Genomic DNA, 22817 nt, shown 5'->3' on the forward strand with positions numbered 1-22817 from the left:
ACTTAGGTCATTCCCCTTTAGTGTGGCGCAGGGGCGCAGCGGCAACAAGAGGGATCTGCTTTCGCGGCTGCACGAAGAAGACCCCCAGTAACATCAATGCCATAGCCCCCCAGAAAGAACTGGCGTAACTTTCCCCAAGGATAGCCATAGCCCAGAAGATGCCAAAGCCGGTCACCAGATAGGCCACTTGTGAGGCAAAAACCGCCCCGGCCCGCCCCACCAGCCAGACGTAGCCCGTGTACACAAGCGCATGGATCATCGCGGAGGCCACCAGCGCCAGATCGGGCAGCGCGTAAGGCGGTGCAGGGCTGATCCACTGCCCTGTCCCGATTGCCAAAGGCAAGGCGATTGCTGCCCCGAGCAACGAGGCGAGGAACAGCAATTCGACCGGCGACAGACCGCCGGTGCCCCATTTTGCGACGCCATTGCCCTCCAACCCATAGCAGATCGGGGCGATCACAGCCAAAGGCAACAGGGCCAACATCGCCGCATCTGGCAATGCCTCTCCGGGCAGGACCAGCAGGGCCACAGCCAGGGCGCCAAGGCTCAGCCCCAGAAACTTGCGCCCGCTGAACTGTTCATTGCCCATGACAAGCGCCAAAGGAAAGGCACATATCGGCACCAGCGAGAGCAGTAATGCCAGAATGCCCGCAGGCAGGTCTATTGCCGCGCGATAGCTGGCTGCGTTGGGCACGATCGTCCCGATCAACGCCACAAACAGTGCCATGCGCAATTGCGCCCGCCCCAGTTTTGGCCAGCTGCCACACCTCCAACAGATCGCGCCAAGGATCAGTGACGTGATCACCAACTGCCAATATATCAACCCAAATGGCGCATAGCCGCCGCTGACGGCGATCTTTGCCAGAACCGAGTTCAGGCCCCATCCTGCACCAAGAACCGCTAAGAAAAGGTAAAGACCGAGGGGATTTTTCACGTGTCAGCTCATCTTGCGGTTAAACAGCGTCAGGACCCGCTTGTTCCAGCCGCCCACCCTGGCGCACCATCTTAACCAAGGTTGCCTTGCCCGTGCGATCATCCGTTTCGACGTAAACACCTGAAAGCGTTGCCTCCCCCAGGGCGGGGGTGAAGCGGGATTTGGGCATGCCGGTCACAAAACGGCGCATCGGTTCGGCCTTTTCCATGCCAATGACGCTGTTGTAATCGCCGCACATTCCCGCATCCGTCAGGTAGCCAGTGCCGCCGGGCAAAATCTGAGCATCGCCGGTGGGCACATGGGTGTGGGTTCCCACAACAACGCTGGCGCGCCCGTCGCAGTAATGCCCCATACCCATCTTTTCGCTGGTCGCCTCACAGTGCATATCCACCAGCGCAGCCTGAACGGCGCCGCCCAGAACATGCTGACGCAGCACTGCATCCACCGCCGAAAACGGATCGTCAAACGCCCGTTTCATAAAGACATTTCCCAGAACCTGGGTCACAAGTACCTTGCGCCCACGGCGGTCAGAAAACACCCGATGCCCCCGTCCCGGTGCGCCCTTGGCAAAGTTCAGCGGCCGCAGGATGCGCGGTTCACGTTCAATGAACTGCAGCATATCCTTTTGGTCGAAGGCATGGTCGCCAAGAGTCACGCAGTCCGCCCCTGCATCCAGCAGAACCTTTGCATGTTCCGCCGACAAGCCCATGCCGTTGCTGGCGTTTTCGCCGTTCACCACAACAAAGTCCAACCGCCACGCGTCGCGCAGTTTCGGCAGGGTTTCGACCACAGCGCGCCGCCCCGCACGCCCCATTACATCGCCTAAGAACAATATTTTCATGCCCTCTGCCTAGGCGGCGGCGGGTGATGTGGCAAGGGGAACAAACCCGTTTCGATCATGAATAGGGCAAAATTCCTAACAGTTTGTTACGCACATTCGTCAGCGGCAAAAGAATACGTCGCCTCATAGCTGACCGGAAACGCTACAGAACGCGCGATAAAACAAAACTCATGAATGCGCCCGTGCAGCGCGTCAGCCGCGGCGGGATCGCTACCCGGTGCCAGCGTGATCTCCGGCCGCAGCACCGCCGACAGGAACCGCCCTGCCCCGTTTGGTGCTGTTTCCCCCCTGCCAATCGGCGCGTCCTGATAGCCGGTGACCACAACACCTGCCTCTGATGCGAAGTGCAGGTACCACAACATGTGACAGGCTGAGAGTGCTGAAAGCAGCATATCTTCGGGATTGTGAAGCGTCGGATCACCACCAAGCATCGGATCGTTGGAACAGTGAATGACCGGCTTGCCCGGGGTCTGGACCTGCCAGGTCCGTTCATAGGCGCGGTAGGTTTCCGTCCCCTGACCCGTGTTGCCCGTCCAAAGGATCTGGGCGGTAAAGTCGTGCTCTTTCGTGGACAAATTCGGCATCAGGTCCTCTGGAAGTTTTCGAATCTATAATGTATACATGTATACATTATGTAAGGAACAATGCCAAATGCAGGCGCAACACATTGCTGATCAGTTAAAATCCGCCCTTCTGCGGGGTGAATTCGCGCCGGGGGCCAAACTAAAGCAGGAGGTTCTGGCCAGTCGCTTTGGCGCTAGCCGGATCCCCGTGCGGGATGCCTTTGCCCTATTGGCGCAGATGGGCCTGATCACCCTAGCCCCCAACAAAGGGGCGCATGTGATCTCAATGAGCCGGAGCGATCTGCGGGAAGCGTTTGATTTACGGGTGATGCTTGAGACGGATGCCTTGCGGCGCGCTGTTGGCAATTTTTCCCAATCACAGTTGGCGCATCTGGAGCAGGTACAGAGGCATTCGGACATTGACGCCCATGGGCCCAATTGGGCCGAAGGGGATCGGAGGTTTCATGCGGCCCTTTATGCCCCCAGTGGTCGACCCCGGCAGATAGCCATCATCGATCAGCTGCGGATCGCCTGTCAGATCCAAATCGCCGCCTATGGCGCATTGCCCAGCCGGACTGAGGATTGGTTGGAAGATCATAGACTTATGGTCGCAGCCGTAGCAGCCGGCGGCAGCGAAACCGCCGTTACCCATCTGGAACGCCACCTGCGGGCGGCCGAGGCACATTTGCTGGATGTGATGCCGCCTGTTGCCTAAAAGCTAAGGATTTCCGCCTCGGTCACGATCATGTCCAAGGGTTGGTCGGTGGGTTCCAACGGCAGCTCCGCCGCCTCCTGCGCGCTATAGGCAAACCCAATGGCCAGACAGCCCCCACGTTGCCGCAACCCCTCCAGCGTGCGATCATAAAAGCCGCCGCCATAGCCCAAACGATTGCCGGCCCGGTCGAAGGCAACCAGCGGGACGATCAGGATTTCCGGTTCAAAATAGTCATCCTTTTCAGGGACCTGCGCCCCAAACGGACCTTCGCGAAGCGGTCCATCCGACGACCATCGCGAAAACTTCAAGGGCTGCGCTTCACCTTGGATCACGGGCACACCGACAGGCCCGTGCGCGCAGGCCTCCTCCATCGCGGGCAGTGGGGAGATTTCTGTTCGGATCGGCATATAGCCCGCCAGTGGCACGCCGCGATAGCCCGCCAGAACCTCACTCAGCAAACCAGCGCGTCCAACCAGCCCGGCAGTATGCGCCGCCTTGCGTCGCGCAAAGGCCGCCTTGCGGGCCTGCGCCTTAATCTCAGCCAGATCGTTCATAGCAAAACCCGTGCAGCAAGCCCCAAAAAGGCAAGGAATCCAACAACATCCGTCACCGTGGTCACAAAGGGCCCCGAGGCTAGCGCCGGGTCAACGTTCAGCCGTTCCAACCCCATCGGGATCAGAATGCCCCCCAGCGCCGCCGCCACATGGGTGCCCAGCATCGCCAATCCGATCACCAGCGCCAGCATCGGCACGCCAAACCACAGCACCGCAATGCCCGCCATGATCGCCCCAAACAATGCGCCATTGATCACACCGACCGAGACTTCCCTCAGCATCACCCGCATGGCGTTCTGCGCGGTCAGGTCGCGGGTGGCCAGCGCGCGCACCGTCACCGTCATGGTCTGGGTACCGGCATTGCCCCCCATTGAGGCCACGATGGGCATCAAAACGGCCAAAGCCACCATCTGATCAATGGTGCCTGAGAACATATCGATGACCAGCGAAGCCAGGATCGCCGTCATCAGATTCACCCCCAGCCAGACCGCCCGGCCACGCGCGGCTGCAAGGATACTGTCAGACAAGCTGGCTTCATCCGCGACCCCGGCGAGGCGCAGGATGTCCTCTTCGTGCTCCTCATCCAGCACCGCCATCGCATCATCGATGGTGATGACACCGACCAAACGGTCGTTTTCATCCACAACGGGCGCTGAAATCAGGTGATATTGGTTAAAGGCATAGGCAACGTCGCCCTCATCTTGGGTGACGGGAATGACCTCAAACACCTCTTCCACTATGTCTTGCAATTGCACATCACGGCGCGACGACATGATCTTGCCCAGGGTCACATTGCCCTTTGGGTGCATACGCGGATCCACCAGGATCACATGGTAGAATTGTTCAGGTAACTCCTTGGCAGAGCGTAGAAAATCAATCGCCTGCCCAACCGTCCAATGTTCTGGCGCGGCCACGGTTTCGCGCTGCATCAATCGCCCGGCCGAATGCTCCGGGTAGCTGAGCGCCTGCTCCACCGCGACGCGGTCGGCATCCTCCAGCACCTCAAGAATGGCCTCTTGCTGCGGCTCATCCAGATCCTCAACCAGATCCACCACATCGTCGGTTTCCAGATCGCGCACAGCTTCGGCCAGAACATCCGGCTGCAGCACCGCAATGATCTCTTCGCGCAGACCCTCATCCAGTTCGGACAGGATGTCCCCGTCAAATTCCTGGCCGTAAAGCTGCACCAGACGACGGCGGTCATGGGCATTCAGCTGCTCCAAAAGATCTGCAATATCAGCGGGATGCAGTGGCTCCATCAGGGTCAGCAGCTGCTGCTGATCACCACGATCTACGGTGTGCAGGATCGTCGCCACATCGCGGCGTGACAGTTCATAATCGCCTTCGGTGGTGCCATCAGGATTGCGTTGTGGCGCAATTGACGTGTCGGCGCGGTCCAGCAGGTCGATCTGATCGTGGTCTTCGCGCATCTCTGCCTCCGCTCTCGCCTTCATCCCTCTTAACGGAGGCAGGCCAACAGGCGCAACGGGCCAGCGGCAGATTGCGGTCGAAAAACGCCCCCGTCCCACCGCGCCGCATGATTTACCTTCATCGCCTGACTGCGTAGATTACCCCTGCGCCAGTTTTCGGCGCCGCCGCCAAAGGAATCCCGCGATGCAACACGCCCCCAGTGCCAACACCGACAGCCTGCTCACCGGTCAGGTGCTGCGCTTTGACAGCAATCCCTTTGAGCAGGGGCAGCAGGCGGCCAAGGTTGAACGCCGCGGCGCGGTTCTGATCCGGGATGGCAAGATTTTGGAAAGTGGGCCAGCGGAGCGTCTGGTTGAGGCGTATCCAGCCGCCCAGCGGGTGGATTATGGTGATCACCTGATCCTGCCCGGTTTTGTTGATGCCCATGTGCATTACCCGCAAACGGGCATCATCGCCAGCTGGGGCAAGCGGCTGATCGACTGGCTGAACAGCTACACCTTCCCGGAAGAGATGCGTTTTGCTGACCGCAGCTATGCCGATGAAATTGCAGAAAGGTATCTGGATCTGACGCTGTCTCATGGCACTACCACGATGGCAAGCTTCTGCACCATTCATCCCGAAAGCGTGGATGCGTTTTTCAGCGCAGCGCAACGGCGCGGGCAACGGGTGATTGCGGGCAAAACCTGTATGGATCGTGACACGGCGCCGAAAGGTCTGCGCGATAGTGCGCAATCCGCCTATGACGACAGCAAGGCCCTGCTGGACCGGTGGCACGGCGTGGACCGGCTGAGCTATGCCATCACGCCACGATTTTCACCGACCTCAACGCCGGAACAGCTGCGGGCGCTGGGGGCGCTTTGGGGGGAACACCCTGAGGTGCTGATGCAGACCCATCTGAGTGAGCAGGTGGATGAGATTGAGTGGGTGAAATCGCTCTACCCCGGCGCGCGCGACTATCTGGACACCTATGAGGCTTATGGGTTGCTGCGTCCCGGCGGCCTATTTGGTCACGCGATCCATCTGGAACCCCGCGAACGCGATCGACTGCGCGAGGTCGATGCGGCGCTGATCCATTGCCCCACCTCAAACACCTTTATCGGCTCGGGGTTGTTTGACATGGACGGCCTCAGTCGCGCCGGCCACCGCATTGGTTTGGCAACGGATACCGGCGGCGGTTCCAGTTTCTCCATGCTGCGCACCATGGCAACGGCTTATGAGGTGGCGCAGCTGCGACACCGCCCGCTGCATGCGGCAGAATTGCTCTACCTGGCCACTGCCGGGTCTGCACATGCGCTGCGGATGGAGGACAAGATCGGCAATATCGCCCCGGGGATGGAGGCTGACCTGGTGGTTCTAGACCTGGCCTCAACACCCGATATTGCCCAGCGCGCCAGCCGGGCCGATGACATCTGGGAAGCGGTGTTTCCAACGCTGATGATGGGCGATGACCGCGCCATCCACAGCGTTTGGATCAACGGATCTTGCCGCAAGGTTGTTGATTAATAGCGGAAAACTGCGCGTTTAGGTCTACGGCAAGACCGCGCCGGGTTAGACGGCACGGCCTCAGATAGGTCACACGCAGGAGCCTGCAAGCATCAAAACCCAGGTGTTGCCGCTACGCCCCAGGCCGTAGCGCGAGTAGGAGCCGTTCAGCATATTGCGCTGGTGGGCTGACGACTGCATCCAGGCACTAAAGACCGCCGCATTGCTGGACTGGCCCTGCGCAATATTTTCCGCGTTGGCAGACCGGCAGCCACCCGCCGCCCGCATCCGGCTGGTTGGATTGCCGCCCCCCTTTGACTGGTGCGAGAAATAGCCCCGCGACACCATATCGTTTGCATGCGCCTGCGCTGCCGCCTTCAGCGCGCTGTCTTCGCTTAGCAAGGACAGGCCGCGGCTGCCCCGCTCAGCGTTCAAAATGCCGCCAAAACCACTGCTGGCCACGGTCGGAGAGGCCGTTGCCGAAGGCGCCCCGCCAGTTGAAACACAGGCCGACAGCCCCGTGGCCAACGCCACCACGGCCCCCAGAATCAATCCGCGCGAAATCCTGTTATTCTTATCCTGCTGCATCTTAATATTTCCCTAAAAGCCAAGAAAAACCCGCCGCAAGCGACAAAAAAAAGGCTACCCCGTCGCCGGGGCAGCCTGCAATCACTTTAGCGTTGTTAGGATCAGACGCAGGGGCCGGCCAGCACCATCACGTAGTAGCCTCCATACTCGCCCATACCATAACGGGTATATTTCTTGCCCATCATGTTTTTGTAGTGCCCGGGTGAGCCCATCCAGGCCCAGAACACTTTCATGTCATTATTCCATTTCATCGCGATATTTTCGCTGACCGACGCGCGGCAACCGCCCGCTTCATTCACCCGCGTGACCGGGGTGCCGCCATCAGGTTCATAGTGCGAGAAGTAGTTTTTCTGTGCCATATCGCGGGCATGGGCGGCAGCGGCGCGGGCCAGTGTGGCATCTGCGCGCACCGAGCCAAGACCACGTGCAGCGCGTTCGGCATTCAAGCTCTGATGCAAGTCACCGTTGCTGGCCTGACGGCTGTTGCTGGTTGACTGATACTGGGCCGGCTCAGAGCTGACACAGGCCGACAGAAGCAAAGCGGCGGCAGCACTGACCAGGGCGGATTTTCGCAGGATTTTCATCAATTGGTCCAATCGTCTAGGGGCGCCCTGACGGGCAGGTGTGAGTAGCAGCCCCGTGATATTGGGCAAATTTGGCCAAAAAAAGAAGCTCTGCAGGCGTCTATTGGGCCTTTCTTTAGAAGGTGTGGCACCGGCGGAAAGAGGGGGACATCCCCCCTCTAAGGCCTTTTTTATTGGGCTATTCACGTTTTGGTCGCATGACCGGGCGGGCGGTTAACCGTTTGTTTGCACTCTCACGCTAGGGTGAGTCGCAACCCCGCCCTGAAACGCCACTCACACAGTTCTCCTATAAAGGAGTATGCAAAACCGCCTTATGCCGTGCCCGAGCTGTTCGGCAGCTCTTACTCTGCCAATTGCAGCGCCAAAGCGCGTTGCCGTTCCAGAACCCGTGGCAAATCCAGGCTGGCGATCTGGTAGTCCCGCACGATCTGACGGCCCTCAACAAACAGGTGGCGCACTTTCTGTGGTCCCGCAAGCAGCAAAGCGGCGGGATCCCAGCTGCCGGCGCTTTCCACGCCGCGCACGTCCCAAAGAGCGATATCAGCCCGTTTACCGACGGCCAGTTGACCACAATCATTGCGCCCCAGAACCTCGGCACCGCCACGCGTGGCGATTTCCAACGCTTCCCGCGCGCTCATGGCATCGGCGCCCCGTGCAACCCGCTGCAGCAACATTGCTTGCCGCGCCTCGGCCATCAGGTTGCCACTGTCATTGCTGGCAGAGCCATCGACGCCCAGCCCCACCTTGACGCCCGCGTCCCGCATCGGACGCAGCGGCGCAATGCCCGAACCGAGGCGACAGTTCGAACAGGGGCAATGAGCGACACCGGTGCGTGATCGGGCAAAAAGGTCGATCTCCTCACCGTCCAGTTTCACGCAATGGGCGTGCCAGACGTCGGGACCGGTCCAGCCCAGATCCTCAGCGTATTGCCCGGGGCGACAGCCGAATTTTTCCAGCGAATAAGCGATGTCTTCGTCGTTTTCCGCCAGATGCGTATGCAACATCACCCCCTTGTCGCGCGCCAGAACAGCCGCATCGCGCATCAGCTCACGGCTGACCGAAAACGGTGAACAGGGGGCAACGCCAACGCGGCACATGGAGCCATCGGAGCTGTCATGATGGGCGTCAATCACCCGGATGCAATCCTCCAGAATGTCGGCTTCCCGCTCCACCAGGTGGTCCGGCGGCAGCCCGCCATCACTTTCGCCGATGCTCATCGCGCCGCGGGTTGGATGAAACCGCATGCCAATCTCGGCTGCTGCGGCGATGGTGTCATCCAACCGCCCGCCGTTGGGAAACAGATAAAGGTGATCCGAACTGAGCGAACAGCCAGACAGGGCCAATTCGGCCAACCCAACCTGCGCCGAGACAAAGAAGGCCTCAGGGTCAAAACGTGACCAGATCGGATAGAGGGTCTGCAGCCAGCCAAACAACAGGGCGTCCTGACCACCGGGAACTGCGCGGGTCAGACTTTGATAGAGGTGGTGATGGGTGTTCACTAACCCGGGCGTCACCACGCAGCCTGTGGCCTCCACCACCTCCCCCTGCACCGGCAGGTCATGGCCAATCGCCGTGATTTGCCCATCAGAAAGGTGAATATCAGCGCCGCGCAATTCCTCACGACGGTCGTTCATCGTCAGAATATGGTCGGCATTTCGGATAGTTAGGTGAGTCATAGCTTGCTCCACACACGGTTTGGCCCCCTTCGGTACGTGTGTGTGAAGCCTGCGACAGAAAGGGGCAAAGGACTCGCAGAGCTGCCCCTTTGATCGCTGAAATCCGCCGCGCGATCAAGCCCGCGTGGCGTCAGACCAGTTTAACCGGCAGGCACATTTCGCAAAATGGCCAGGGCCTCGGCGTGTTGATCAGCATGGGCCGCGGCCAGAACACGCCCGCCTTGATGGGCCGGGCCACCCTGCCAGTCGGTGACAATGCCGCCCGCAGCCGCAATCACCGCAATCGGCGCCTGAATGTCGTAGGGCTGCAACCCGGCCTCAACCACCAGATCAATTTGCCCTGCTGCCAACAGCGCATAGGCGTAGCAATCCATCCCGTAGCGGGTCAGCTTAACCTGTTGTTCCACCGCCTGAAAACCAGCACGCTCCGCCTCAGAACCCACTTCGGGGAAAGTGGTAAACAACATCGCCTCAGACAGCGGGCGCCCACCGCGTACCTGCAGGGGGCCGCTGCCGTGCGGGCCGGTCATCTGAGCCGCTAGTGCAGCCTCCCCTTTGCCCCCCCAGAAGCGTTCGCAAATATAAGGCTGATCGATCATGCCAAACTTGGGACCGTTTTCATCAGACAGGGCAATCAGCACACCCCAGGTTGGCGTGCCAGACACAAATCCGCGGGTGCCATCGATCGGATCCAGCACCCAGTGCAAACCGCTGCTGCCTTCGCTCACACCGAACTCTTCACCCAAGATGCCGTCATCGGGGCGGCGCTCGGCCAATACCTGGCGCATTGCCTGTTCCGCGGCCCGGTCCGCCACGGTGACCGGATCAAAGCCATCTGCCAGTTTGTTTTCAGCAGCCAGCCCCGCCGCGCGGAAATGCGGCAGAATGGCCGCGCGCGCCGCATCCGCCATGGCATGGGCCGTTGTCAGAATGTCTGAAGTGTTCATCTGCAGGGCTCCCCTATTCGCAGTTGCGCCAAGGGGTACTATGCCTGTCACGGCGCCTCAAGCGCCAGCGCCGCCCATGGGGCGGCGCGCTGTCGATTCTCTAACGCAAATTGTGGATCAGGCCACGTCGGACAGGCAGCGGGCCAGTTCAAACAGGCGTTTGCGCTGATGTTCCGGGATCCCGTAGTAGGAGCGCACCAGATCCAGCGCCTCTTTGTCGGCAATCAGATCGGCCGGGCCGATGGTTTCTGCACCCGCATCTTCCTGATCGCCGTCCAGACCTTCGAAGAAAAAGCTCACTTCAACGTTCAGGGCTTCGGCGATGGCCCAGAGACGCGAGGCGCTGACACGGTTGGTGCCGGTCTCATATTTCTGAATTTGCTGAAACTTGATGCCCACTTTTTCGGCGAGCTGCTGCTGCGTCATGCCAACCATCCAACGACGATGCCGAACACGCTTGCCAACATGCACATCTACGGGGTGCGCCATGTGCCTCTCCTTAACAAAACCATATCTCAAAACATGGGTGCCGTGGCTACTCGATCAGGCGTTGCACGATAATCCCCAACGTTTACTGGGTGTTGACCTTAATGAAACAGGCGATTCTATCAAGGAGAAACACACGCTTTGAGTGAGCAATTCGCGCTCATTCGGATAGGTTGTGCTAGAAGTCACACAGCTTACGCAGCGGAAACTGGACAATTTCACCCGATTTCCGCGATTGTCCGCCCCTCTGCCCCAATTTTGCGCAACGTCGTCTGCCCCGCCCCCGCCACAGGTTTTGACAGCCATGCTGCAACGCGGCATAACCGACGTGAGGAGACATAGAGGAGGCGCGGCCATGCGGTCATTTCAGGTTCACAGTTTTGAACACCCCCCCGCTTTGGTCGAAGGGCCGCAGCCACAGCCGCAGCAGGGGCAGGCATTGATCCGGATCCACGCCTGCAGTTTGAATTTTGCCGATACCCTGATGACCAAAGGCAAATATCAGGACACGCCGCAGCTGCCCTTCACGCTGGGGCTGGAAATGGCCGGTGAGGTTGTGACGCTGGGCCCCGAAACCGAGGGGCCAGCCGCCGGCACACGGGTGGCAGTTTATGCTGGCAGCGGTGGCTTGGCGGAATACGGCTGTTTTGCCGCCGACCGACTGGTGCCGATCCCGGACAGCATGCCCTATGAAGAGGCCGCCGCCTTTCAGATTGCCTATGGCACCAGCCATATCGCCCTGAAACATCGAGCCAGAATGCAGCCGGGGGAGACACTACTGGTGCTGGGGGCCGCCGGCGGTGTTGGGTTAACGGCTGTTGAGATTGGTAAACTTATGGGCGCCAAGGTGATCGCCTGCGCCCGCGGCGCAGACAAGCTGGAGGCCGCAAAAGCCGCCGGGGCCGATCATCTGATCGATGCCAAAACCGCCGACCTGCGTGCAGAGGTGAAGGCGCTTGGCGGCGCCGATGTGGTTTATGATCCCGTCGGTGGTGACCAGTGGGAGGCCGCCTTCCGCGCTTGTAAGCCTGAGGCCCGGCTGATCCCGATCGGCTTTGCCAGTGGTGAGGTGCCGCAGATCCCCGCAAACCATCTGTTGGTGAAAAACCTTACCGTGCTGGGGCTTTACTGGGGCGGATATCTGAAGTTCGCGCCTGAGGTCCTGACCGGCAGCATGGCTGAACTGTTCACATGGTATGAGGCGGGGCACCTGAAGCCCCATGTCAGCCATGTGCTGCCGCTGGACCGTGCGGATGAGGCACTGGAGCTGCTCCGCAGCCGCAAATCAACCGGCAAAGTTGTTGTCACACCCTGACGTACCACCAGCTATGCAGCCGATTGGCGCAACAAGCGAGCCGCGCCAATCGCCTTAACTTTCCTTAACTGCGCATCAGCGCCTGACGCAGCTGATCGCAGAGCACCTGCACAACCTCCCCTTTGCCCTTTTCTGCGGCATAGAGGTTGATGTTCTGCTGGGTCAGCGCCGGCAAGGCGCCGCCATGATCAATCACCTCCAGATGGTCCGGCTTGGTGCCTTCCAGCATCGCGGTCACAGCAAGGTCAGCGCTGACCGTGGCTTCAATGGTGCGGTCACTGTCGGTTTCCACCCCCAACTCCCAAGCCGTGCCTGCACGTTCCAGCGCCTTCATGGCGCCACCACGGAAGATACAGTTGCGGCCAAAGGCCAGACGCAGCGGGCGCTGCTTCCAAGCCGAACCATCAGCCGCGCCGATCCATTGCAATGGCAGGGCACCCAGCGTTTCACCATCGGCATCCAGACCGATTTCGGTGGTCAGGATCACGTCCACCTCACCGCGCCGGTACTGGTCCTTCAGTTCGCGGGTGAAACTGGTCAGCAACTGCACCTTCATCCGAGGAAACTGCGCGTGGAACCGCTGCAACACCCGTGGCACCGCCGGGTAGACAATGTCATGCGGCACGCCCAGCACAATCTCACCCTCATAGGCCTGATCGGTCAGCCGTGACATCACCTCATCATTGAGGTTCACCATGCGGCGCGCGTAGCTCAGCAGCTGCTCCCCCGATGCAGTCAGACTGACGGAACGGCTGGAGCGGTCAATGAGCGACAGGTTCAGCAACTCTTCCAGACGTTTCAGCTGCATCGAGACGGCAGATTGGGTCAGGTTCAAGAACCCGGCCGCGCGGGTGACACCGCCCAATTCGGCCACAGCCACGAAAGAGCGCAGGGTGGTGACATCAAGATTCCGCATTCATCACATTCCTTGATAAGTGAATCGTCAAACATTCATTTTCACTATGAACCATAGTCAGGCATACACATCAACAGAAATGATAATTACTCCCTAACGAATCACAGTCAGGAAAGTGAGACCGACATGACCACCATGACTTCGCACAGCGCAGCCTGCCTGCCCGCAGCCGCCCGCAAATCCGTTCTGAGCCGCCTGATGGATCTGAACGCTCTTTATCGTCAGCGCCGCGCGCTGAAAAGCCTCGACTCGGCCGCGCTGAGCGACATGGGCCTGAGCCGCGCAGAAGCAGAGGCCGAAGCAGCCCGTCCGGTGTGGGACGCCCCCGCCAACTGGATCAAGTGACCGTCTTTCGCACGTATTGAGCGAAAATTCGCGTCGACTTAGCGACGAAATACCGATGACGGAGGCGCAACTTTGCGCCTCCTTTTGTGTTGCGCCCTCTTGAAATAAGCCCGCCCCTACCCGATATTTGCGTCAAGACCCCAACGACTTGGGGCTGTCACACTTCTATCGGAGGCTTTAATGGCTGAATTCGACACCATCCGGAGCGCAGCGGGTGCCCGTGCCGCACAGATCGACGAGGGTCTGCGCGCCCATATGAACAAAGTTTACGGCACCATGTCCGTAGGCATGCTGATCACCTTCCTGGCCGCCTGGGCGCTGGCCGGTCTGGCGGTCACCACCGATCCTTCCGCAGCCGTTGCGCAGCTGAGCGCGGATAAATATCTGACCCAGCTGGGTTATTCGCTTTACGCCTCGCCGCTGAAGTGGGTTGTGATGTTTGCACCGCTGGCCTTTGTGTTCGGCTTCTCCGCCGGTATCAATCGCATGTCGGCCGCCACTGCACAGACCGTGTTCTACATCTTCGCCGCAGTGATGGGTGTTTCGATCAGCTCGATCTTCCTGGTCTTCACCGGTCAATCGATCATTCAGGTCTTCCTGGTCACCGCGATTGCCTTCGCTGGCCTGTCGATCTGGGGCTACACCACCAAGAAAGACATCTCGGGCTGGGGTTCGTTCCTGATCATGGGCGTGATCGGCCTGGTTGTTGCGTCGATCGTCAACATCTTCCTGGGTTCGGGCATCATGAGCCTGGCGATCTCGGCAATTGGCGTTCTGATCTTCGCGGGTCTGACCGCTTATGACACCCAGAACATCAAAACCACCTACCTGGCCCACGCCCACCACGGCGACCAGGAGTGGCTGGGCAAAGCCGCCATCATGGGCGCGCTGAGCCTCTACCTGGACTTCATCAACATGTTCATGATGTTGCTGAACCTGCTGGGCAACCGCGAATAAGACATCTGACATCAGTCAGCAAAGGCCGGTCATTTGACCGGCCTTTTTTATTGCGCTGCTTCTAGGCTCAGGACCCATTAAGTTTTCCGCACCGGTTTGGCAGATTTTCGAACTGACTAGGAACATGGCCGCAGGTATAATGATCTATTTCAAGGTCATGTGACGCGGCTCAGTTCGAAAAACCGCCAAATCGAAGACGCCAAAATCGCTGCATCTCAATGGTTTGAGGTGCTTGAAAAGAGAGCCACTCTTTCCGGCGCACCTCAAACCATTGATATTTTGCGATTTTGACGCCGGTGCGGGAAAACTAATGGGTCCTGAGCCTAGCAAATCAGTGGTGCGCTGACCGCACGATGCGGCGGGATCAATCCAGCTTGCGCCACATCTCAATCGCCGGGAAGGTGATTCCCTGTGCCAGCGGGATCTGCAATTCCCGACCACTTTGAAAGCCCTGCGCCCAGTAGAACCGATGTGCGGTGCGGGTGGACATGCATTGCATCTCGGTGACGCCCTCACGGCGCGCCTCCTCCAGCACATGGGTCACAATGGCCTCTGCCAGCCCCATACGCAGGTAGTCCGGATCCGTCGCCAGATGGCGCAGATGGCCGATGCCAGCGCGGCCACGGCCACGGGTGGCGGTGGGTTTGCTCCAACCGCCAGCGGCCAGCACCCGACCTTGGGTTTCAATGACATAGTAACGCCCTGACGCCAGCAGCCGGGGATTCGCGTGGGACATCAGCGGCACCGCAGTGACCATAACCGAAGGGGGGTAGTCCGCCTTCAGAAGCTGCGGGAAACTGCGGCGCAGCAGCTGATCAATTGCGGCGCGATCTTCGGGGCGTGCACGGCGCAGCCGCAGGTCACCATGACCTTCAACAAGGCCTTCTTTGGTGGTCTGACGCAGCGCTGCCTGCAATGTTTGCGATAACATTCCCATCCGCCCAGCATTCCACAAAGCGCCGCCCCCATGCAAGGGGCATCAATGGGTGCAGCAATAGGGTGGAATATCTGGCAGGTTTTACCGTCCAGACAAGTGTCCTGCAGAAGGCAGGCACAAAAGAAAACGCCGCGCCAGGTTTCCCTGACACGGCGCTAACTTGTCCAGAAGGGCAGATCTTACTTGATCTTGCCTTCTTTGTATTCGACGTGTTTACGCACAACCGGGTCGTACTTACGTACAACCATTTTCTCGGTCATGGTGCGGGCATTTTTCTTGGTCACATAGAAGTGGCCCGTGCCAGCGGTCGAGTTCAGACGGATTTTGATCGTCGTCGGCTTCGCCATTGTTATATCTCCAGTCTCAATCGATACGGGTCAGTCGGGCCGCCCGCGGAATCCTTGAAGCCTGCCTTTTAAGGTATCGGCCCCCCGAGTCAACAGCAATATGACAGGATTCTGGGCAGATTCTAAAAAGCCTTTGTTTTGCGGGTTTTCCAGCCCCTGAAAGGGGGGAAGTTTCGCTATGCGCGGAGGGCCTGTAAGCCGGATTCTGTCGTAGATGGAAACCCATCCGAGATGACCATTCATCTAGGCCTGCTGTTGCCAACAGACCTCTAGCTGCCAACCCGGGCCTCTGGGTCAAAGCAAAACCCTGCGGACACGCCGCGTGAGGCCCCTATTCGGCATTGCTCCGGGTGGGGCTTGCCGTGCCGGTTCTGTTGCCAGACCCGCGGTGGGCTCTTACCCCACCGTTTCACCCTTACCCCGTCGGATGCTCCATTGGCGAACCTCTGGTCCGCGGGGCGGTCTGTTTTCTGTGGCGCTTTCCCTGGGGTTGCCCCCGCCGGGCGTTACCCGGCACCCTTGCCTTGTGGAGTCCGGACTTTCCTCTCGCGGCCAGTTACCCAACCGCCAGCGGCCATCCGGCCCTCCGCGCACTGGCGGTCCTAGAGCGAAAGCCGGGCCGGGTCAATTGCTGCCGTGGATTAGGCGCGCCGGGCGGGATAGCGGTTTGCCAGATCCATTGCGGCTGCGAAAGCATGGCCGGTGGCCACTGGACGGCCTTTGACAAACCGGCTGCTGAACTGCGCCAGATAGACGGCGCCGGGCAATTCCCCGACGGGCACATCATAGCCGATTTGGCGCAGCAATTCGGCGAATTCCAGGATCCGCTCCTGATTCCAGAAATCCGGTTCGAAATGCGAATCTGCAAACTTCAGCTCGGGCCAGACCGACAGCCCCTGCAACGCCAAACGCTGCCAGTCGAACCGCGCGCCGGGGTCCTGTTTGCGCAGAGGCGCCATGTCGGAATGGCCAATGACCCGTTCCGGCGCAATGTCCCAGCGGGCCATCAGATCACGCAGCAGCGCCTCAAGTGAGGACATCAGCAGCTCGGAAAAAGGTTCCGCCCCGCTATTTGACAGCTCGATCCCGATGGAGCGGGAGTTGACATCCCCCTGCCCGCCCCAGGACCCTGCGCCGGCGTGCCAGGCGCGTTTGTCTTCCTCAACCATCTGCCAGATCTGACCACAGCGGCCGATCAGATAGTGGGCTGAGACCTCTGCCTTGGGGTCAGACAGCCGCTGCAGCGCCGCCTGCGCGGTGGGCATGGCGGTGTAGTGCAGCACGATCATGTCAGGCGTCACGCCGTCGCGGCGTCCGCCAAAATTGGGGGAAGGATGCTGGATGATGTTCAGATCAGCCATGGCGTCTGGCTCAGCCGCCATTCACCTTGCGGAACGGGCTGGGATCCCAGCGGCAGGCGTAGCCGTCACCATCTGGGTCAATCCCAAGCCGGTCCTTGGACGGGCCACCTTTGGCCAGGAAGGCAGATTGCGCCTGATCAGGCGAGGCGTATTTGGCGCAGTTGCGGTCGGCGCGGGCCTGTGAGGCGGCAAACCGTTTGTGCATCTGGGCGCCTACGGGATGGCTGGTCTGCAGCGCATAGGCGACGATGTTGGGGCCTTCGCTGCCGGTGCGGGATGGCAGGGCTGTCGGCTCAACCACCTGATATTGCGCGCGGTTCTGGGCGATCCGCTGTTTGTCGCTTTCGATGGTGCGTAAGGAGGAGACGTTGTCAAAATTGTTCTCATCCGAAATGCCCGAGGCGTTTACCGCAACTGCGGGCGCCGGGTTCGAGGGATCTGCGTTAACCGGGGCCTCGCCGGAATTCAGCGCTGCGGCAGCATCGGCGGCCAGCTGTTCGGCATCTGACGTGGGTGTTGCAGCGGCAGGGGCGCCTGCCAGCGTTTCAGAGGACACAGCGGTGGCCGCAGGCAGCGGCTGGCCGTTTAGCGCGGCCTCACGAGACGCCTGATCGCGCTGGTATTCGTTGTAATCCCCAAAGCCAACACCGGCTGCGGAATCGGGCACTGTGGGATCACATGCCGCCAGAGAAACCAGTGCCAATCCACCCAAGATATGCCGCATCATCCTGCCCTGCCTGTCGTCTTTGCTGTTGTTATCACTGCCTATTCGCAAAAAGGCCCGAGACATGCCCGGGCCTTCTTTCTTAAGTGTCTTACCACCACTGGCCGGGCTTGGCTACAAACCCTGCGGCGCCTTCCAAGGCGTAGGCGGTATTCAGCAGATCGCCTTCTTCCCATGGGCGGCCAATCAGCTGCAGCCCCAGTGGCAGGCCCTGACTGTCCAGACCTGCAGGCACCGAAATGCCCGGCAGACCGGCCAGGTTCACCGTAACGGTGAACACGTCGTTCAGGTACATCTGCACCGGATCCGCATCGGTCATTTCGCCCAGACCAAAGGCGGCCGAAGGCGTTGCCGGGGTCAGGATCGCGTCGACGCCTGCCGCAAAGACGTCATCGAAGTCTTTCTTGATCAGCGCACGCACCCGACGGGCGCGGTTGTAGTAGGCGTCATAGAACCCAGCCGACAGCACATAGGTGCCGATCATGACACGGCGCTGTACCTCATGGCCGAAGCCTTCGGCGCGGGTCTTTTCATACATCTCGGTGATGCCGTCGCCTGCTTCCAGCGTGGCGCGGTGACCGAAACGCACACCGTCATAGCGGGCCAGGTTCGAGGAGGCTTCGGCCGGGGCAATCACGTAGTAGGCCGGCAGCGCGTATTTGGTGTGCGGCAGCGAGATATCGACGATCTCAGCGCCGGCATCTTTCAGCATCGCCTGACCATCTGCCCACAGCTTTTCGATCTCACCCGGCATACCGTCCATGCGGTATTCCTTGGGGATGCCGATCTTCTTGCCTTTGATGTCGCCGGTCAGCATGGCTTCAAAGTTCGGCACAGCCAGATCTGCACTGGTCGAGTCTTTCTCATCATGACCGCACATGGCTTCGAGCATGATCGCCGCGTCGCGCACGGATTTGGTCATCGGGCCGGCCTGATCCAGCGACGAGGCGAAGGCGACAACGCCCCAGCGCGAGCAACGGCCGTAGGTCGGCTTGATGCCCACGGTGCCGGTGAAGGCGGCAGGCTGACGGATCGAACCGCCAGTGTCAGTGCCGGTTGCTGCCAGACACAGATCCGCCGCAACAGCCGAGGCCGAACCGCCCGAAGACCCACCCGGGGTCAGCTGCGCGTCATCATTGCCGCGACGCCAGGGGTTCACAGCATTGCCGTAGACCGAGGTTTCGTTGGACGAGCCCATGGCGAACTCATCCATATTCAGCTTGCCCAGCATGACCGAACCTGCATCGAACAGCTTCGAGGTGATGGTGGATTCGTATTCCGGCTTGAAGCCTTCCAGAATGGCCGAAGCCGCCTGACTGGGCACACCTTTGGTGCAGAACAGATCCTTGATGCCCACCGGCAGACCACACATCGCAGGCGCATCACCTTCGGCAATCCGCGCATCAGCGGCCTTGGCCTGCTCCAGCGCGATTTCCGGGGTTTTGTGTGCGTAGGCGTTCAGCGCATCGGCTTTTTCGATGGCGTCAATGCAGCTTTGGGTCAGCTCAACCGAGGTCACTTCCTTGGCGCGCAGTTTGTCACGCGCATCGGCGAGGGTCAGTTTGTTAAGCTCAGTCATTATTCTACTACCTTCGGAACCGCAAAGAAGCCTTCACGCGCATCCGGCGCGTTCTTCAGAACTTTGTCCTGTTGGCCGCCATCGGTGACCTCATCCACACGGCGCTTCAGGCGCATCGGGGTGACCGAGGTCATCGGTTCCACACCTTCTACATCCACCTCATTCAGCTGCTCGATGAAGCCCAGAATGGTGTTAAATTCATTCGCCAGCGCCGGCAGCGCATCGTCTTCCACCTTGATCCGGGCCAGCTTGGCCACTTTGGCGGCGGTTTTCGTGTCGATCGACATCTCGAGAGATCTCCGTTTTCGCGTTGCTAAAGCGTTTAGCGCTCTGCCCGCGTCGCTGCAAGCATATGGGCGCGATAGACGGCGATCATATGCATCAACATCACGGCATTGAGGATATGCCACATAAAATGCGTGCCCAATGGCCAGACGGGGCACAGCGGTTCATCAATCGCGCGCATCAGAATCGACAGGCACAGGATCCCGGCCCCGATGGCCAGACCCCGCGCCACCTGTGGCAGCTGGCGGCGCAACAGGATCGCATGGATCAGGATCAGCAAAGGCACCGGGGCGTAGGTTGCCGATGATCCAAGCCCCGGCACCATCTGAAACAACGGCAGGGTGGCGGCGACGAAGGGAACAAACAGCACCAAAAACACCGCCGTGCGGCGCCAGCTGTGGCCCCAGTATTCCCTGTGCGACAGGGCGATGTAGATCAGCACATAGGTCAGGATGGGCATAACATCGGCAATGGCCGCCCAGCCCTGTGCCACGGAATGAAACAGCGCAGAACCAAGGCCGATCACAAAGAGGTTCACCGCCAGCACCTGCCCCCATATCATGCCGCGCAATCCCGGCCAGATCCAAATCGCGGCGAACATAAAGGCGACATTGGTCAGGAAATTCACCGGCTCCGCCCAGAGCCCGGGATCCAGTCTTTCGCAATAGCCGTTAATCGGTTCGAACATTTCACCCCCACCCGGTGTCAATTCACCCTCAGATCGTTTCAAGATACCCGCTGTCGCCGTTCTGCCAAGCCCCTCGCAATTCGGCTAAGCCGTGCTAGGCTCACCAAAACCCACGACCAAACCAACAGATGAACGGGAGACGCCACATGAAAATCACCTGGCTGGGCCATGCCAGTTTCCGACTTGAGATCGAAGATCAGGTGCTGCTGATTGATCCCTGGTTCACCGGCAACCCGATGTTCCCCGAGGGCCGCGAAGATGAGGCAACCGACGGCGCAACCGCCATTTTGCTGACCCACGGCCATGGCGATCATTCCACCGACGCAGTGCGGCTGGCCAAATCCCTGTCGGTGCCGCTGGTCGGGATCTACGATCTGATGAGCCATTGGGAAGCCAAAGAAGGCATCGCCACTGTGGGATTCAACAAAGGGGGCACCGTGCGCTTGGGCGCGGTTGCGGTGACCATGGTCAACGCGGTGCATTCATCCTCCATGGCGGGGCCGGATGGGCCGGTCTATGCCGGGGCTGAGGCCGGGTTCATGATCGCGGGCGAAGACCACACGATCTATGTCTCAGGGGATACCGATGTGATGGCCGATATGAAGATCTTCAACGATCTGCATGCGCCGGATATTGGCATTCTGGCCGCTGGTGGGCATTTCACAATGGATATGAAACGCGCCGCCTATGCTGCCAAAACCTTCTTTGATTTCAAGACGGTCATCCCCTGCCATTACAAGACCTTCCCGCTGTTGGAGCAATCTGCCGAGGCCCTCAGCGCCGCCCTGCCGGGGGTGGATGTGATCGAGCCTGAGGTCCTGACCCCGATCGCATTTATCCGCAGCGATTAACCGAGCCCCTACCGGCGCGCCGCAAAGAAGGTTTTCAGCAGTGCCTCCGCCGGCGCTGCGCCGATGCCATCGTAGACCTCTGGCACATGGTGGCATTGCGCATGGCTGAAGATGCGCGGCCCCTGCCCGATCCCGCCGCTTTTGGGATCACTGGCCCCATAGTACAGTCGGGCAATACGTGCCGCTGAAATCGCTGTGGCGCACATCGGGCACGGCTCCAGCGTGACATAGAGGTCATGACCCGGCAGCCGCTCACTGCCCAGTTGCGCACAGCCCTCGCGGATCACCAGCACTTCGGCATGGGCGGTTGGGTCTGACAACTCGCGGGTCCGATTGCCGGCACGCGCCACAACGGTGCCATCGGGCGCCACCAGAACGGCACCCACCGGCACCTCACCGCGGGCGGCGGCGGCCTCTGCCTCTTCCAGGGCCTGATCCATATAGCTGCGAAATGTCATCCCTTGGGTTTGCCCTGCGATCTGCGCTTTCGCAATAGTCAAAATTGCGATAGGTCTGACGCCTCTTGATCCGGCTCTCCTGTGACCCGCAACACCCCTACTGTGCAAAGGCTGCCTTATGTCCGACAAACCTGCCACCCCCACCCCTGCTGGGGACCGCATCGCCAAGGTGATTGCCCGCGCTGGTGTTGCGTCGCGCCGGGAAGCGGAGAAGCTGATCGAAACCGGTCAGGTCAGCGTCAACGGCAAGGTCATCACCTCCCCGGCGCTGAACGTGACGGGCAAGGATCGCATTGTGGTCAAAGGCCGCGCCCTGCAAGCGCCGGAGCCTGCCCGGATGTGGCTGTATCACAAGCCCACCGGCCTGGTGACCAGCCATAAGGATGAGCAGGACCGCGAAACCATTTTTGACAATCTGCCTGAGGATCTGCCGCGGGTGATGAGCGTTGGGCGGTTGGACCTGAACTCCGAAGGGCTGTTGCTGCTGACCAATGACGGCGGCATCAAACGGCAGCTGGAACTGCCCTCCACCGGGTGGCTGCGCAAATACCGGGTGCGGGTGAAGGGCACCGTGGATGACGCCAAACTGACCCCGCTGCGCAAAGGCGTGGTGGTGGATGGCGAAAAATTCCAGCCGATGGAAGTCTCCTTCGATCGCCAGCAAGGCGCCAATGCCTGGGTCACCGTGGGCCTGCGCGAAGGTAAGAACCGTGAGATTCGCCGCGCCATGGAAAGCATCGGGTTGAGCGTGAACCGCCTGATCCGCGTGTCTTACGGCCCGTTCCAACTGGGCACATTGAAACAGGGTGAGGTGGAAGAGATCCGCCGCAAAGTGATGCGCGACCAGCTGGGCCTCAGTGCCGAAGACTTTGGCGACACCGACGCCGCCCCCGGCCAAAAGGTGCGCCGCCCGCTGCGCAAACCCAAATCCAAGGGGCGCTTTGGTGGCCCCGGCCAGCCGGGCCGCCCGCGCGAAGAAGATCAGAAAGCCCCGCGCGGCGCAGGCGGCAAAGGCCGTGACCCGCGCAAGGCAAACAGCGCCGGTGCGCGTGACAGTTCTGGCAAGCCTGATGGCAAGCCAACCCGGTCCGGCGGCGGCAAACGCGCCACGGATCCCAGCCAGTCGCTGCGCCGTGGCAAGCCGGCTGGAAAACCGGGGGGTAAACCGGGGACCAAATCCGGCGCCTCCGCCCGCCCCACCGGTGGCGGCGGTAAAGGCAAGCCCTTCAGCGCACGCAAACCGCGCTGAACCA

The 22817-nt window shown here is 60.3% G+C and carries 26 protein-coding genes and 1 other RNA gene; 7 read left to right on the forward strand and 20 right to left on the reverse strand.

Going from position 1 to position 22817, the window contains the following annotated elements; genetic code table 11:
* Positions 1 to 7: 7 nt before the first annotated feature.
* From ACORLH_RS16445 to ACORLH_RS16455, 3 genes are all read right to left on the reverse strand, one after another.
* A complete protein-coding gene (locus tag ACORLH_RS16445) occupies positions 8 to 934 on the reverse strand; it encodes a DMT family transporter (protein ID WP_321829417.1) in 927 nt (308 codons plus the stop codon).
* Positions 935 to 953: 19 nt separating this feature from the next.
* Positions 954 to 1775, reverse strand: a complete 822-nt coding sequence (locus tag ACORLH_RS16450; RefSeq protein ID WP_321829418.1) for a TIGR00282 family metallophosphoesterase — start codon at positions 1773 to 1775, stop codon at positions 954 to 956.
* 86 nt (positions 1776 to 1861) lie between these two features.
* Positions 1862 to 2359, reverse strand: coding sequence for an OsmC family protein (locus tag ACORLH_RS16455; protein WP_321829419.1), 498 nt, complete (start codon positions 2357 to 2359; stop codon positions 1862 to 1864).
* Positions 2360 to 2426: 67 nt separating this feature from the next.
* Between ACORLH_RS16455 and ACORLH_RS16460 the strand changes: the two genes are divergently transcribed.
* Entirely contained in the window at positions 2427 to 3053 is a 627-nt protein-coding gene (locus ACORLH_RS16460; protein WP_321829420.1) for a GntR family transcriptional regulator, read from the forward strand.
* Here the strand turns inward: ACORLH_RS16460 and ACORLH_RS16465 are convergent.
* Both ACORLH_RS16465 and mgtE read right to left on the reverse strand, forming a co-directional pair.
* Positions 3050 to 3607 (reverse strand): 5-formyltetrahydrofolate cyclo-ligase, encoded by a 558-nt coding sequence (locus ACORLH_RS16465; protein WP_321829421.1) that lies wholly within the window; start codon positions 3605 to 3607, stop codon positions 3050 to 3052. The genes ACORLH_RS16460 and ACORLH_RS16465 overlap by 4 nt on opposite strands.
* Positions 3604 to 5037, reverse strand: a complete 1434-nt coding sequence (mgtE, locus tag ACORLH_RS16470) for a magnesium transporter (protein WP_321829422.1) — start codon at positions 5035 to 5037, stop codon at positions 3604 to 3606. The genes ACORLH_RS16465 and mgtE overlap by 4 nt, the downstream gene beginning before the upstream one ends.
* 184 nt (positions 5038 to 5221) lie before the next feature.
* Here mgtE and guaD point away from each other — a divergent pair, with 184 nt between their 5' ends.
* Complete coding sequence (guaD, locus tag ACORLH_RS16475; protein ID WP_321829423.1) at positions 5222 to 6541, forward strand: guanine deaminase; 1320 nt, start codon at positions 5222 to 5224, stop codon at positions 6539 to 6541.
* A gap of 69 nt (positions 6542 to 6610) precedes the next feature.
* Here the strand turns inward: guaD and ACORLH_RS16480 are convergent, their stop codons facing one another.
* The 5 genes from ACORLH_RS16480 to ACORLH_RS16500 form a co-directional block, all read right to left on the reverse strand.
* Positions 6611 to 7108, reverse strand: a complete 498-nt coding sequence (locus ACORLH_RS16480) for a CAP domain-containing protein (protein WP_321829424.1) — start codon at positions 7106 to 7108, stop codon at positions 6611 to 6613.
* Positions 7109 to 7209: 101 nt separating this feature from the next.
* Positions 7210 to 7692, reverse strand: coding sequence for a CAP domain-containing protein (locus ACORLH_RS16485; RefSeq protein ID WP_321829425.1), 483 nt, complete (start codon positions 7690 to 7692; stop codon positions 7210 to 7212).
* A 341-nt stretch (positions 7693 to 8033) separates the two neighbouring features.
* Positions 8034 to 9368, reverse strand: coding sequence for an 8-oxoguanine deaminase (locus ACORLH_RS16490; RefSeq protein WP_321829426.1), 1335 nt, complete (start codon positions 9366 to 9368; stop codon positions 8034 to 8036).
* Between the two features lie 140 nt (positions 9369 to 9508).
* A complete protein-coding gene (hisN, locus tag ACORLH_RS16495; RefSeq protein WP_321829427.1) occupies positions 9509 to 10315 on the reverse strand; it encodes a histidinol-phosphatase in 807 nt (268 codons plus the stop codon).
* Positions 10316 to 10432: 117 nt separating this feature from the next.
* On the reverse strand, positions 10433 to 10804 hold the full coding sequence (locus tag ACORLH_RS16500; RefSeq protein ID WP_321829429.1) for a helix-turn-helix transcriptional regulator: 372 nt from the start codon (positions 10802 to 10804) through the stop codon (positions 10433 to 10435).
* A 352-nt stretch (positions 10805 to 11156) separates the two neighbouring features.
* Here ACORLH_RS16500 and ACORLH_RS16505 point away from each other — a divergent pair, with 352 nt between their 5' ends.
* Positions 11157 to 12116 carry an NADPH:quinone oxidoreductase family protein gene (locus ACORLH_RS16505; RefSeq protein ID WP_321829430.1) on the forward strand — a complete coding sequence of 320 codons (960 nt, stop codon included), beginning with the start codon at positions 11157 to 11159 and terminating at the stop codon, positions 12114 to 12116.
* Between the two features lie 64 nt (positions 12117 to 12180).
* On the opposite strand, the gene ACORLH_RS16510 is transcribed toward ACORLH_RS16505, so the two are convergent.
* Positions 12181 to 13032 carry a LysR family transcriptional regulator gene (locus ACORLH_RS16510; protein WP_321829431.1) on the reverse strand — a complete coding sequence of 284 codons (852 nt, stop codon included), beginning with the start codon at positions 13030 to 13032 and terminating at the stop codon, positions 12181 to 12183.
* Positions 13033 to 13158: 126 nt separating this feature from the next.
* Here ACORLH_RS16510 and ACORLH_RS16515 point away from each other — a divergent pair, with 126 nt between their 5' ends.
* Positions 13159 to 13377: a DUF1127 domain-containing protein gene (locus ACORLH_RS16515; RefSeq protein WP_058244863.1), complete on the forward strand. Its 219-nt coding sequence runs from the start codon at positions 13159 to 13161 to the stop codon at positions 13375 to 13377.
* 180 nt (positions 13378 to 13557) lie between these two features.
* Positions 13558 to 14334, forward strand: coding sequence for a Bax inhibitor-1 family protein (locus ACORLH_RS16520; RefSeq protein ID WP_058244864.1), 777 nt, complete (start codon positions 13558 to 13560; stop codon positions 14332 to 14334).
* A 364-nt stretch (positions 14335 to 14698) separates the two neighbouring features.
* On the opposite strand, the gene ACORLH_RS16525 is transcribed toward ACORLH_RS16520, so the two are convergent.
* From ACORLH_RS16525 to ACORLH_RS16560, 8 genes are all read right to left on the reverse strand, one after another.
* Entirely contained in the window at positions 14699 to 15265 is a 567-nt protein-coding gene (locus tag ACORLH_RS16525) for a GNAT family N-acetyltransferase (RefSeq protein ID WP_321829432.1), read from the reverse strand.
* A 185-nt stretch (positions 15266 to 15450) separates the two neighbouring features.
* Complete coding sequence (gene rpmG, locus ACORLH_RS16530) at positions 15451 to 15618, reverse strand: 50S ribosomal protein L33 (RefSeq protein WP_007814563.1); 168 nt, start codon at positions 15616 to 15618, stop codon at positions 15451 to 15453.
* A 178-nt stretch (positions 15619 to 15796) separates the two neighbouring features.
* Positions 15797 to 16208: RNase P RNA component class A (gene rnpB / locus ACORLH_RS16535), an RNA gene on the reverse strand.
* 51 nt (positions 16209 to 16259) lie between these two features.
* Entirely contained in the window at positions 16260 to 16979 is a 720-nt protein-coding gene (locus tag ACORLH_RS16540) for an N-acetylmuramoyl-L-alanine amidase (protein ID WP_321829433.1), read from the reverse strand.
* 10 nt (positions 16980 to 16989) lie between these two features.
* Complete coding sequence (locus ACORLH_RS16545) at positions 16990 to 17706, reverse strand: hypothetical protein (protein ID WP_321829434.1); 717 nt, start codon at positions 17704 to 17706, stop codon at positions 16990 to 16992.
* An 88-nt stretch (positions 17707 to 17794) separates the two neighbouring features.
* Positions 17795 to 19282: an Asp-tRNA(Asn)/Glu-tRNA(Gln) amidotransferase subunit GatA gene (gene gatA, locus ACORLH_RS16550; protein WP_321829435.1), complete on the reverse strand. Its 1488-nt coding sequence runs from the start codon at positions 19280 to 19282 to the stop codon at positions 17795 to 17797.
* Positions 19282 to 19569 (reverse strand): Asp-tRNA(Asn)/Glu-tRNA(Gln) amidotransferase subunit GatC, encoded by a 288-nt coding sequence (gatC, locus tag ACORLH_RS16555; protein ID WP_058244868.1) that lies wholly within the window; start codon positions 19567 to 19569, stop codon positions 19282 to 19284. The genes gatA and gatC overlap by 1 nt, the downstream gene beginning before the upstream one ends.
* A 35-nt stretch (positions 19570 to 19604) precedes the next feature.
* Positions 19605 to 20255, reverse strand: coding sequence for a ceramidase domain-containing protein (locus ACORLH_RS16560; protein WP_321829436.1), 651 nt, complete (start codon positions 20253 to 20255; stop codon positions 19605 to 19607).
* Between the two features lie 146 nt (positions 20256 to 20401).
* Here ACORLH_RS16560 and ACORLH_RS16565 point away from each other — a divergent pair, with 146 nt between their 5' ends.
* Positions 20402 to 21106, forward strand: coding sequence for a metal-dependent hydrolase (locus ACORLH_RS16565; protein ID WP_321829437.1), 705 nt, complete (start codon positions 20402 to 20404; stop codon positions 21104 to 21106).
* 8 nt (positions 21107 to 21114) lie between these two features.
* On the opposite strand, the gene ACORLH_RS16570 is transcribed toward ACORLH_RS16565, so the two are convergent.
* Positions 21115 to 21564, reverse strand: coding sequence for a nucleoside deaminase (locus tag ACORLH_RS16570; protein WP_321829438.1), 450 nt, complete (start codon positions 21562 to 21564; stop codon positions 21115 to 21117).
* A 118-nt stretch (positions 21565 to 21682) separates the two neighbouring features.
* On the opposite strand from ACORLH_RS16570, the gene ACORLH_RS16575 reads away from it, so the two are divergent.
* A complete protein-coding gene (locus ACORLH_RS16575; RefSeq protein WP_321829439.1) occupies positions 21683 to 22813 on the forward strand; it encodes a pseudouridine synthase in 1131 nt (376 codons plus the stop codon).
* Positions 22814 to 22817 lie beyond the last annotated feature (4 nt).

Source organism: Thalassovita sp., assembly GCF_963691685.1.
Lineage (GTDB): Bacteria > Pseudomonadota > Alphaproteobacteria > Rhodobacterales > Rhodobacteraceae > Thalassobius.

Coding starts and splice junctions, on each gene's coding strand:
- ACORLH_RS16545 (WP_321829434.1), bottom strand. CDS start 17,706: ATGATGCGGCATATCTTGGGTGGATTGGCACTGGTTTCTCTGGCGGCA.
- ACORLH_RS16505 (WP_321829430.1), top strand. CDS start 11,157: ATGCGGTCATTTCAGGTTCACAGTTTTGAACACCCCCCCGCTTTGGTC.
- ACORLH_RS16570 (WP_321829438.1), bottom strand. CDS start 21,564: ATGACATTTCGCAGCTATATGGATCAGGCCCTGGAAGAGGCAGAGGCC.
- ACORLH_RS16490 (WP_321829426.1), bottom strand. CDS start 9,368: ATGACTCACCTAACTATCCGAAATGCCGACCATATTCTGACGATGAAC.
- ACORLH_RS16515 (WP_058244863.1), top strand. CDS start 13,159: ATGACCACCATGACTTCGCACAGCGCAGCCTGCCTGCCCGCAGCCGCC.
- ACORLH_RS16460 (WP_321829420.1), top strand. CDS start 2,427: ATGCAGGCGCAACACATTGCTGATCAGTTAAAATCCGCCCTTCTGCGG.
- ACORLH_RS16540 (WP_321829433.1), bottom strand. CDS start 16,979: ATGGCTGATCTGAACATCATCCAGCATCCTTCCCCCAATTTTGGCGGA.
- ACORLH_RS16480 (WP_321829424.1), bottom strand. CDS start 7,108: ATGCAGCAGGATAAGAATAACAGGATTTCGCGCGGATTGATTCTGGGG.
- guaD (WP_321829423.1), top strand. CDS start 5,222: ATGCAACACGCCCCCAGTGCCAACACCGACAGCCTGCTCACCGGTCAG.
- ACORLH_RS16525 (WP_321829432.1), bottom strand. CDS start 15,265: ATGTTATCGCAAACATTGCAGGCAGCGCTGCGTCAGACCACCAAAGAA.
- rpmG (WP_007814563.1), bottom strand. CDS start 15,618: ATGGCGAAGCCGACGACGATCAAAATCCGTCTGAACTCGACCGCTGGC.
- ACORLH_RS16465 (WP_321829421.1), bottom strand. CDS start 3,607: ATGAACGATCTGGCTGAGATTAAGGCGCAGGCCCGCAAGGCGGCCTTT.
- ACORLH_RS16510 (WP_321829431.1), bottom strand. CDS start 13,032: ATGCGGAATCTTGATGTCACCACCCTGCGCTCTTTCGTGGCTGTGGCC.
- ACORLH_RS16450 (WP_321829418.1), bottom strand. CDS start 1,775: ATGAAAATATTGTTCTTAGGCGATGTAATGGGGCGTGCGGGGCGGCGC.
- ACORLH_RS16560 (WP_321829436.1), bottom strand. CDS start 20,255: ATGTTCGAACCGATTAACGGCTATTGCGAAAGACTGGATCCCGGGCTC.
- ACORLH_RS16565 (WP_321829437.1), top strand. CDS start 20,402: ATGAAAATCACCTGGCTGGGCCATGCCAGTTTCCGACTTGAGATCGAA.
- ACORLH_RS16455 (WP_321829419.1), bottom strand. CDS start 2,359: ATGCCGAATTTGTCCACGAAAGAGCACGACTTTACCGCCCAGATCCTT.
- ACORLH_RS16500 (WP_321829429.1), bottom strand. CDS start 10,804: ATGGCGCACCCCGTAGATGTGCATGTTGGCAAGCGTGTTCGGCATCGT.
- hisN (WP_321829427.1), bottom strand. CDS start 10,315: ATGAACACTTCAGACATTCTGACAACGGCCCATGCCATGGCGGATGCG.
- ACORLH_RS16520 (WP_058244864.1), top strand. CDS start 13,558: ATGGCTGAATTCGACACCATCCGGAGCGCAGCGGGTGCCCGTGCCGCA.
- mgtE (WP_321829422.1), bottom strand. CDS start 5,037: ATGCGCGAAGACCACGATCAGATCGACCTGCTGGACCGCGCCGACACG.
- ACORLH_RS16575 (WP_321829439.1), top strand. CDS start 21,683: ATGTCCGACAAACCTGCCACCCCCACCCCTGCTGGGGACCGCATCGCC.
- gatA (WP_321829435.1), bottom strand. CDS start 19,282: ATGACTGAGCTTAACAAACTGACCCTCGCCGATGCGCGTGACAAACTG.
- gatC (WP_058244868.1), bottom strand. CDS start 19,569: ATGTCGATCGACACGAAAACCGCCGCCAAAGTGGCCAAGCTGGCCCGG.
- ACORLH_RS16485 (WP_321829425.1), bottom strand. CDS start 7,692: ATGAAAATCCTGCGAAAATCCGCCCTGGTCAGTGCTGCCGCCGCTTTG.